The following is a 9,234-nucleotide window of genomic DNA, read 5'->3' on the forward strand; positions in this document are numbered from 1 at the left end:
ACCCCGAACAGCTGTTCGCCGCGGGCTATTCGGCATGCTTCATCGGCGCGCTGAAGGTGGCCGGGCAGCAGCTGAAGGTGAAGGTGCCCGACGACGTCGCCGTCCATGCAACCGTCGGCATCGGGCCGCGTTCGCAGGGCGGGTTCGGCATTACGGCGGACCTGGCCGTCGACCTGCCGGGGGTGGACCGCGAACAGGCGCAACAGCTGGTCGACGCGGCGCACCAGATCTGCCCCTATTCGAACGCCACCCGTGGTAACGTCGACGTCACGCTGATGCTTGCCTGACGGAGACGACATGCCCCGCACCCCCGGAACCGAAGGGTTCGTCCTGAACCAGACGATGCTGCGGGTCCGCGACCCTGACGCGTCGCTGGCCTTCTATCGCGAGGTGCTGGGCATGACGTTGCTCCAGCGGCTGGATTTCGCGGACATGCGCTTCTCGCTGTTCTTCCTGTCCTTTCTGGAAGAGGGCGAGAGCGTGCCGGCCGACCCGGCGGAACGCGCGGCGTTCATCTTCAACCGCTCGACCACCCTGGAACTGACGCATAATTGGGGGACGGAGAGCGACCCCGGTTTCGCTGGCTATCACAGCGGGAACGAGGAACCGCGCGGCTTCGGCCATATCGGCATCTCCGTGCCCGATGTGGCGCTGGCGTGCGCGCGGTTCGAGGAACTGGGCGTGCGGTTCAAGAAGCGGCCGCAGGACGGCGCGATGAAGGATATCGCGTTCATCATGGACCCTGACGGCTATTGGATCGAGATCCTGTCCGCCAACGGCATGCGCGCCGCGCTGTAGCTACAGCAGCAGGCGGACTCCGACGATCAGCAGCACGACGGCCAGCGCCGGCGCGACCACCCGTTCCGACAGATATCCGGTCAGCCGCGCGCCCAGCACGACGCCGGGGATCGACCCGAGCAGCAGCGAGCCCAGCAGCGGCAGGTTGATGTTACCGATCACCGCATGGCCGATCCCGCCGATCAGCGCGACGGGAATGGCATGGACGATATCGGTCCCGACCAGCCGCCGCGCGGTCAGGCGGAACGGATAGAGCATCAGCAGCAGCGTCGCGCCCAGCGCGCCGGCGCCCACCGATGTCAGCGTGATGAGCGTGCCGAGCAGCGCGCCAGCCGCCACCGTCAGCGCCGGCTGCCAGCGCAGCATCGTATCGGCGAGCGGGCCATCGGCCCGCGCGAAGCGCCGCGCGATCGCGCCGCGAAACGGCGTCGCGATCGCCGACAGGACCAGCGCGATCCCCAGCGTGCGCACGATCAGCCCGCTGCTTTCGGCCTTCTGACCGTGGCTCCACAGCCACCACAAGGTCAGCCCGACCGCGGGCAGGCTGCCCCAGCACAGCCGCTTCACGATCTGCCAGTCGGCATTGTCCTGACGATGGTGGACCGCGCCGCCGGCCATCTTGGTGATCGCGGCGAACCACAGGTCGGTGCCGACCGCGGTCGCCGGCGCGACCCCGAACAGCAGGATCAGCAGCGGCGACATCAGCGATCCGCCGCCGACGCCGGTCACCCCAACGATCATGCCGACCAGAAAGCCCGCCAGCGTGCTCAGCCAGTCCACGTCATGCCCCCGTTGTTGCGGCGCGGGATGTGCGCCGCGCGGCGCGGCGGCGCAATGGCAGAAAAGCTATCGCACGCCGCAGATGCGGTGGGGGTGGGTCACGCGGCCCGGGCGAGAAGGCTTTCCCACGCCGACAGCCGCGGCTGATCGGGCCACAGACCGCGCGTATCGTACACCAGCTTGTCGGCGCGTTCGTCGAGCGGCACGGAGCGGAAGACGTCATGATCGACCAGCACGATCATCGCGTCGCATTCCGACAGCGCGGTGTCGAGATCGACCAGCGCCGCTCCGGTGCCGTCGAACGCCGCCGGCAGCGCGCGCGCGTGCGGTTCGACCAGCGCGATGCGATCCCCGAAACGCCGCGCCAGCGCGGTCGCCACTTCCAGCGCGGGGCTTTCGCGGAAATCGTCGATGTTCGGCTTGAACGCCAGCCCCAGGCACGCGATGCGCGCGTCGGGCAGCTTTTCGATCAGGCGGATCGCGCGGCCGATGACATAGTCGGTCTTGGCGTCGTTCACCTCGCGCGCGGTGCGGATCAGCCGGCTGTTGTCGGGATCGCCCGCGACCAGGAACCACGGGTCGACCGCGATGCAATGCCCGCCCACGCCGGGGCCGGGCTGAAGGATCGACACGCGCGGGTGGCGGTTGGCAAGGCGGATCACCTCCCACACGTCGATGCCCAGGTTCTCCGCGATCACCGACAGTTCGTTGGCGAAGGCGATGTTGACGTCGCGGTAGCTGTTCTCGACCAGCTTCACCATCTCCGCCGCGCGCGCGTTGGTGGTCAGGCACGCGCCGCGCACGAACTGGCGATAGAAGCCCATCGCACGGCGGGCGCAGCGCGGTGTGATGCCGCCGATGACGCGGTCGTTGTCGATCAATTCGATCAGGATGCGGCCGGGCAGCACCCGCTCCGGGCAGTAAGCGATGAACAGGTCGGCCGCGCCCGCGCCGCCGCGACCGGGCACCGACAGGTCGGGGCGCAGCTGCGCGATCAGGCCGGCGACCTGTTCGGTGGTGCCCACCGGAGAGGTCGATTCGAGGATCACCAGATCGCCCTTCTTCAGCACCGGCGCGATCGTGCGCGCGGCGGCCAGCACGTAGCTGACATCGGGCTGGTGATCGTCATGGAACGGGGTCGGCACTGCGATGATGAACGTATCCGCCGGCTCGGGCGCGGTCGAGGCGCGCAGCAGCCCGCGCCCGACGACGCCCTGCACCAGGCCGTACAGGTCGACTTCCTCGATATGGACGCGGCCCGAATTGACGGTCGCGACGACATCGGCATTGACGTCGACGCCCAGCGTCGGGACGCCCGCGCGCGCGATCACCGCCGCGGTCGGCAGGCCGATATAGCCCAGCCCCATGACGACCGCGCCCAGTGGTGCGCCGGTGGCAGTGTCAGCGTCGATGGGCATCGTCCACGATCCTTGCAATGCGTTGCGCCGCCTGCCCGTCGCCATAAGGGTTATGCGCCTGGGCCATGGCGGCATAAGCGGTGTCATCGTCGAGAAGAGCGAACATTCGGTTGACGATCGTATCGGGATCGGTGCCGACCAGCTGCGATGTGCCCGCCGCGACCCCTTCCGGCCGTTCGGTGGTGTCGCGCATCACCAGCACCGGCTTGCCCAGGCTGGGGGCTTCTTCCTGCACCCCGCCCGAATCGGTGAGCATCACCGCGCTCATCGCCATCAGCCGGACGAAATGCGGATAGTCGAGCGGGTCGATCAGCGCGACGTTCGGGTGCGATCCCAGTGCCGCTTCCATCACCGGCCGAACCGCCGGGTTGGGATGGACGGGAAAGATGACACCCACGTCGGGCCGATCGGCGATCCGCGCGATCGCGGCGGCGACCTGCGCCATGCCGTCGCCGAAATTCTCGCGCCGGTGCGAGGTGACGGCGACGATCCGCCGGCCGGCGAAGCGCGCCGCCAGCGGGTCCAGTCCGGCGGCCAGCGCGGGCTGTGCGGCGATCCGGTCGCGCATCGCCAGCAGTGCGTCGATGACGGTATTGCCCGTGACGTGGATCGCGGCGCCGGGCACGTTTTCGGCGCGCAGGGCGGCGGCGGCCTGCGGTGTGGGGGCGAAGTGCAGGTCGGCGATCACCCCGGTCACCTTGCGGTTCGCCTCTTCCGGCCATGGGGAGTAGATGTTGCCGCTGCGCAGCCCCGCCTCGACATGGCCGACCGGGATCTGGCGGAAATAAGCGGCGAGCGTCGCGACCATCGAGGTCAGCGTGTCGCCGTGGACCAGGATGCGATCGGGCCGCCGCGCGTCCAGCGTCGCGCCGAATTGGGTGAGGATGCGCGCCGCCAGCATGTCGAGCGACTGGCCCGCCTGCATCAGGTCAAGATCGACGTCGGGGACGATGCCGAAGATCGCCAGAACCTGGTCGAGCAGCTGGCGATGCTGCGCGGTGACCGCGACGCTGACGTCCAGCCCGTCACGCGCGCGTAACGCGGCGACGACAGGGGCCATCTTGATGGCTTCGGGCCGCGTGCCGAACACGACGAGAATGTGGGGCTTGTGGATCACGCTGGCCGTCCTATCCGGGGGTAGGTTGCGATCTGGTTTAGCGCAGCCGGCGTGAGGGTTGCGCGCAAGGGGTGGCGGGAACCTGCGCCCGGCGCCGGTGATTGAGCGCGCGAGCGAGGAGATTGGCATAATGCGACTGGTGATGATCGGGCTGGGCCGGATGGGCGGCAACATGGCACGCCGGCTGTTGCAGGCGGGGCATGAGATCGTTGCCTATGACCGCGACGAGGCCGCGGTGGCGAAGCTGGCGGAGGCGGGCGCGATCGCCGCGACCTCGCTGGAGGATGCGCGCGGCAAGGCCGGCAGCCCCGCGATCTGGTGGGTGATGCTGCCGCATGGCGAGATCACCGACACCACGATCACCGCGATCGCTGACCATGGCGCGGCGGGCGATGTCGTGATCGACGGCGGCAACAGTTTCTACAAGGACGACATTCGCCACGCCCGTGCGCTGGCGGACAAGGGAATGCATTTCGTCGACGTCGGCACCTCGGGCGGGGTGTGGGGGCTGGAGCGTGGCTATTGCATGATGATCGGCGGCCCCGACGAGGTGGTGCGCCAGCTGGACCCGATCTTCGCCGCACTGGCGCCGGGGGCGGGCACGATCCCGCGCACTGCCGGGCGCGACGGTAATGACGCGGTCGATCCGCGTGCGGAAAAGGGCTATATCCACGCCGGCCCGGCGGGCGCGGGGCATTTCGTGAAGATGGTCCACAACGGCATCGAATACGGGCTGATGCAGGCCTATGCCGAGGGGTTCGACGTGCTGAAGGGCAAGGCGTCGGGGCATCTGCCAGAGGGCGAACGCTACGACCTGAACCTGGCCGACATCGCCGAGGTGTGGCGGCGCGGCAGCGTGATCTCGTCCTGGCTGCTCGACCTCAGCGCGCTGGCGCTGGCAAAGGACGCGCATCTCGACGGGTTCAGCGGCAATGTCGCCGATTCGGGCGAGGGCCAGTGGACGATCGAGGCGGCGATGGAGGAGGCGGTGCCGGTCAACGTGCTGACCACCGCATTGTTCGCGCGCTATCGCAGCCGCGTCGAGCATACGTTCGGGGAAAAGGTGCTGTCGGCGATGCGCTTCGGCTTCGGCGGGCATGTCGAGATGCCGCAATAATGGCGATCCGCCTGCTGGTGTCGGATGTCGACGGCACATTGGTCGACAAGGACAAGAACCTGACCCCCGCGACCATCGATGCGGTGGCGCGGGTGCGCGCCGCGGGGATCGGTTTCTCGATCATCAGCGCGCGGCCGATGTCGGGGCTGCGCCCGCTGCTCGACACGCTGGCGCTGGACGGCGATGTGGCGGCGTTCAACGGCGGGATCGTGTTCCGCCGCGACGGCACGATCGTCCGCCACGTCACCATCCCCGCCGATGCCGCGCGCGAGGCGATGATGCTGGCGCGCGAGAGCGAGGTGGCGACCTGGGTCTTCACGGGCGACCGCTGGTACGCGGACGATCCCGACGGCCCGCACACCGCCAGCGAGCGGCGCGCATCGGCGCAGGAGCCGGAAGTGACCGACGATCCCGACGCGCTGCTGGACCGCGCCGACAAGATCACCTTCGTCAGCGACGATGCCGATGCGCTCCACGCGCTGTATGCGCGCGTCCACACCGCGATCGGCGACCGCGCGACCGTGGCGCAGAGCCAGACCTATTACCTCGACGTCACCGCGAAGCAGGCCAACAAGGGCGACGGCATCGCCGCGCTCGCCGATGCGGTGGGGGTCTCGCTGTCCGATACCGCCGCGATCGGCGATCAGGCCAACGACCTGCCGATGCTGAAGCGCGCCGGGCTGTCGATCGCGATGGGCAATGCTCCCGATGCGGTGAAGGCCGCCGCGGCCGAGGTCACCCGCGCCAATACCCAGGATGGCGTCGCGCACGCCATCGATACCCTCATCCTTCCCCGGAGACAGTGAATGAAGAAACTCGTGGCCTTCGACCTCGACGGCACGCTGGCGCTCAGCAAGCAGGCGCTCAAGGACGACATGGCCGAGACGCTGGCCGACCTCCTGGGCGTTGCCGATGTCGCGGTGATCTCCGGCGGGGACTGGCCGCAGTTCGACAAGCAGGTCGCCAGCCGGCTGCCGGCGCGCGCCGATCTGTCGCGGCTGTGGCTGATGCCGACGACCGGTACGAAGCTGTACACGCACCAGGAGGGCGCGTGGAAGCCGGTCTATGCCGAGCTGTTCGACGACGCCGAGAAGACGAAGATCATCGATGCCTTCGGTGAAGCGCTGGAGGCAACCGGCTTCACCCCCGAGCAGACGTGGGGCGAGCGGATCGAGGATCGCGGCAGCCAGATCACCTTTTCCGCGCTGGGGCAGGAAGCGCCGCTGGAGGCCAAGGAACATTGGGACCCCGATTTCGCCAAGCGCAAGGTGATTCAGGCGGACCTGCGCAAGCGTCTGCCGGGGCTGGCGATCAACATGGGCGGCGCGACGTCGATCGACATCACGCGCGAGGGCGTCGATAAGGGATATGGTCTCCGCAAGCTGGCGGAGGCCAGCGGCTTCGCACTGGATGAGATGCTGTTCCTCGGCGACGCGATCTTCCCTGGCGGCAACGATTATCCGGCCAAGGAAGCGGGCGTCGATACGGTGAAGGTCCGCGATCCGCAGGAGACGATCAGCGTCGTCACCGCGATCGTCGCCTGCCAGAAATGATCGGACGCGGCGGGGGGAGCGCGCGGTGATCGATGCGCCGGGGCTGTGGGCCAAATTCATCTGGTGGATCGGCGACGGCACCGGGCTGCCCGATACGGTGCTGCACATCCATGCCGGGATGGCGGTGCTGATCGTCGCGCGGATCGCCACCGGGCGTTCGCTCGGAACGCTGGTGCCCCTGTCGGTGGTGGCGGCGGCGGAGGCGGTGAACGAGATCCTCGACCGGATGCACTATGGCAGCTGGCGCTGGCCCGACACGATCAGCGACGTGATCCACACGATGTTCTGGCCGACGGTTATCTGCCTGGCGGTGCGGCTGCGTCCGATGGGGCGGCGCGACCTGCGCGGGCGCAAGTGATCGTCCGCGCGCGCCTCAGCCGATCGCGGCGCGCGCGCGGGCGGCCAGATGGTGGACGGCGGCGTCGTGGATGCCCGGCGCGCTGACCAATACGCCATAGGCGCGCGGATCGGCCTTGTTGAACATCAGCGGCGCACCCAGCGCGTCGCTGACCCGTGCTCCCGCCTCGCTGGCGATCAGGACGGCGGCGGCGATGTCCCATTCGTTGCCCCAGCGCAGGGTCGCGACCAGATCGGCACGATCGGCGGCGACCATCGCGATCCGCAGCGCGATCGAATTGGGCTTTTCCACCGCCACCAGCTCGCGATCCGCCTTGGGCAGCGCATCGACCGGCACGCGCGATCCGGGGAAGACCGCGCGGTTGCCGGTGTGGACCGCCGCCCCCGCCAGCGTCGCGCCGCGCCCCGCGGCCGCGCGCCACACTTCCCCGCGGGCGGGCGCATCCAGCACCGCGATCACCGGATGGCCATGGTCGACCAGCGCGACCGAGATGCACCAGCCGGCGCGCCCGCGGATATAGTCGCGGGTGCCGTCGATCGGATCGACCACCCACACGCGCCCGCGTGCCAGCCGGTCGGGATGGTCGGCAGTTTCCTCCGACAGCCAGCCGGCATCGGGCAGCAGCGCCGACAGCCGCGCATGGAGGAAGCGGTCGACGTCGAGATCGACCTGGCACACCGGGCTGCCCGGCGATTTTTCCCAGCGCGCGAAATCGGTGTGCCAGCGGGCGAACGCCATCTGCGCCGCCTCGCGCGAGACCTGCGCGACCGCATCGTCAAGGCCCGGGCGGTCATCCACCGGCGACGGTCATCCCCTCGACCCGCAGCGTCGGCACGTTGACGCCGTGGCGGAATTCCAGGTCGTTGGCGGGGGTGAGCGCGGCGAACATCGCGGTCAGATTACCTGCGATGGTGAATTCCGCCACCGGGCGCGTGATGACGCCGTTCTCGATCAGGAAACCGGCCGCGCCGCGGCTGTAGTCGCCGGTGACGGGATTGACGCCCTGACCGATCAGCTCGGTGACGTAGACGCCGCTGGTGATATCCGACAGCAGGGTGGCGACCGGCACCTTGCCCGGTTCCATGTAGAGGTTGCTGGTCGACACCCCCGGCGCGCCGGCGATGCCGCGCGCGGCGTGGCCGGTGGGTTCCAGCCCCAGTTGCCGGGCGGAGGCTGAATCGAGCAGCCAGGTTTCCAGCATCCCGTCCGCAACCAGCGCGACCGGCGACACCGGCAGCCCCTCGCCGTCGAACGGGCGCGAGCGCAGGCCGTGCGGGCGGTGTGGATCGTCGCGGATCGTCACGCCCGGCGCGAACACCTGCGTGCCCAGCGCGTCGAGCAGGAAGCTGGTGCGCCGCGCGATCGCCTGGCCGGAGATGGCGGAGGTGAGGTGCCCGATCAGGCTGGCGCCGACGCGCGGATCGAACACTACCGGCATCGGCCCGCTGGCCACGCGTGCGGGGTCGAGCCGCGCCACCGCGCGTTCGCCCCCCAGCCGCCCGATCGCATCGGGGGCGTCGAGATGCGCGCGGTGGCGGGCGGAGTGGAAGCCATAGTCGCGCTGCATCGCGCCGCCCTCGCCCGCGATCACGCTGGCCGACAGGCCGTAGCCGGTGGTGGCATAGGCGCCGGCAAAGCCGTGGCTGGTCGCCAGCGCCCAGACGCTGGACGAGGCGGATGCGCCCGCCCCTTCGCTGTTGGTGACGCCGGGGACGGCGCGCGCGGCGTCCTCGGCCGCCTGTGCCGCATGGCGCAACTCGGCGGGGGTCACATCGCCGCGGTCGGCCAGGTCCAGCGCGGGCGGCGCGCCGTGCATCAGCCGCTCGGCGGGAGCGAGGCCGGCATAGCGATCCTCCGGTGCCTCGCGCGCCATCGCCACCGCGCGATCGACCAGCGCGGCGATCGTGTCGGCGGACAGATCGGAGGTGGAGACGCTGGCCGACCGCTGCCCGACGAACACGCGGAGCCCCAGATCCTCGCTCTCCGACCGGCCGACATCCTCCAGCGCGCCGAGCCGCACCGACACCTCGGTCGAGGCATGGGCGGCGAAGACCGCATCGGCGGCGTCCGCCCCGGCAGCGACGGCACGGCGG

General features: G+C 69.7%; 11 protein-coding genes. 6 read left to right on the forward strand and 5 right to left on the reverse strand.

What is annotated here, in order from left to right; genetic code table 11:
* On the forward strand, positions 1-287 hold a 287-nt coding region (locus AX685_RS10420), incomplete at its 5' end, for an Ohr family peroxiredoxin (protein ID WP_066488302.1).
* 10 nt (positions 288-297) lie between these two features.
* Positions 298-798 carry a lactoylglutathione lyase gene (gene gloA, locus AX685_RS10425; protein ID WP_066488304.1) on the forward strand — a complete coding sequence of 167 codons (501 nt, stop codon included), beginning with the start codon at positions 298-300 and terminating at the stop codon, positions 796-798.
* Here gloA and AX685_RS10430 read toward each other — a convergent pair whose 3' ends face one another.
* The 3 genes from AX685_RS10430 to wecB all read right to left on the reverse strand — a co-directional run bounded on the left by AX685_RS10430 (position 799) and on the right by wecB (position 4,113).
* Entirely contained in the window at positions 799-1,578 is a 780-nt protein-coding gene (locus tag AX685_RS10430) for a sulfite exporter TauE/SafE family protein (protein ID WP_082740788.1), read from the reverse strand. It abuts the gene before it with no gap.
* Between the two features lie 98 nt (positions 1,579-1,676).
* Positions 1,677-2,996, reverse strand: a complete 1,320-nt coding sequence (gene wecC, locus AX685_RS10435; protein ID WP_066488306.1) for a UDP-N-acetyl-D-mannosamine dehydrogenase — start codon at positions 2,994-2,996, stop codon at positions 1,677-1,679.
* Positions 2,980-4,113, reverse strand: a complete 1,134-nt coding sequence (gene wecB, locus AX685_RS10440; RefSeq protein WP_420542548.1) for a non-hydrolyzing UDP-N-acetylglucosamine 2-epimerase — start codon at positions 4,111-4,113, stop codon at positions 2,980-2,982. Before wecB ends, wecC begins: the two co-directional genes overlap by 17 nt.
* 130 nt (positions 4,114-4,243) lie before the next feature.
* On the opposite strand from wecB, the gene gnd reads away from it, so the two are divergent.
* Genes gnd through AX685_RS10460 form a run of 4 tightly spaced genes read left to right on the forward strand, consistent with a single transcriptional unit; the run spans position 4,244 to position 7,141 of the window.
* Positions 4,244-5,230, forward strand: a complete 987-nt coding sequence (gene gnd / locus AX685_RS10445) for a phosphogluconate dehydrogenase (NAD(+)-dependent, decarboxylating) (RefSeq protein ID WP_066488308.1) — start codon at positions 4,244-4,246, stop codon at positions 5,228-5,230.
* A complete protein-coding gene (locus AX685_RS10450) occupies positions 5,230-6,036 on the forward strand; it encodes a Cof-type HAD-IIB family hydrolase (RefSeq protein WP_066488311.1) in 807 nt (268 codons plus the stop codon). The genes gnd and AX685_RS10450 overlap by 1 nt, the downstream gene beginning before the upstream one ends.
* Positions 6,037-6,783: an HAD-IIB family hydrolase gene (locus AX685_RS10455; protein WP_066488313.1), complete on the forward strand. Its 747-nt coding sequence runs from the start codon at positions 6,037-6,039 to the stop codon at positions 6,781-6,783. It begins immediately after the preceding gene.
* Positions 6,784-6,808: 25 nt separating this feature from the next.
* Entirely contained in the window at positions 6,809-7,141 is a 333-nt protein-coding gene (locus tag AX685_RS10460) for a hypothetical protein (protein WP_231738778.1), read from the forward strand.
* A gap of 15 nt (positions 7,142-7,156) precedes the next feature.
* On the opposite strand, the gene AX685_RS10465 is transcribed toward AX685_RS10460, so the two are convergent.
* Both AX685_RS10465 and AX685_RS10470 read right to left on the reverse strand, forming a co-directional pair.
* Entirely contained in the window at positions 7,157-7,939 is a 783-nt protein-coding gene (locus AX685_RS10465; protein WP_082740791.1) for a 3'(2'),5'-bisphosphate nucleotidase CysQ, read from the reverse strand.
* On the reverse strand, positions 7,932-9,234 hold a 1,303-nt coding region (locus tag AX685_RS10470; RefSeq protein ID WP_066488315.1), incomplete at its 5' end, for a TldD/PmbA family protein. The genes AX685_RS10465 and AX685_RS10470, both read right to left, overlap by 8 nt.

Origin of the sequence: Sphingomonas sp. CCH9-F2, from assembly GCF_001556735.1 — a bacterium.
Taxonomy (GTDB): Bacteria; Pseudomonadota; Alphaproteobacteria; order Sphingomonadales; family Sphingomonadaceae; genus Sphingomonas; species Sphingomonas ginsenosidimutans.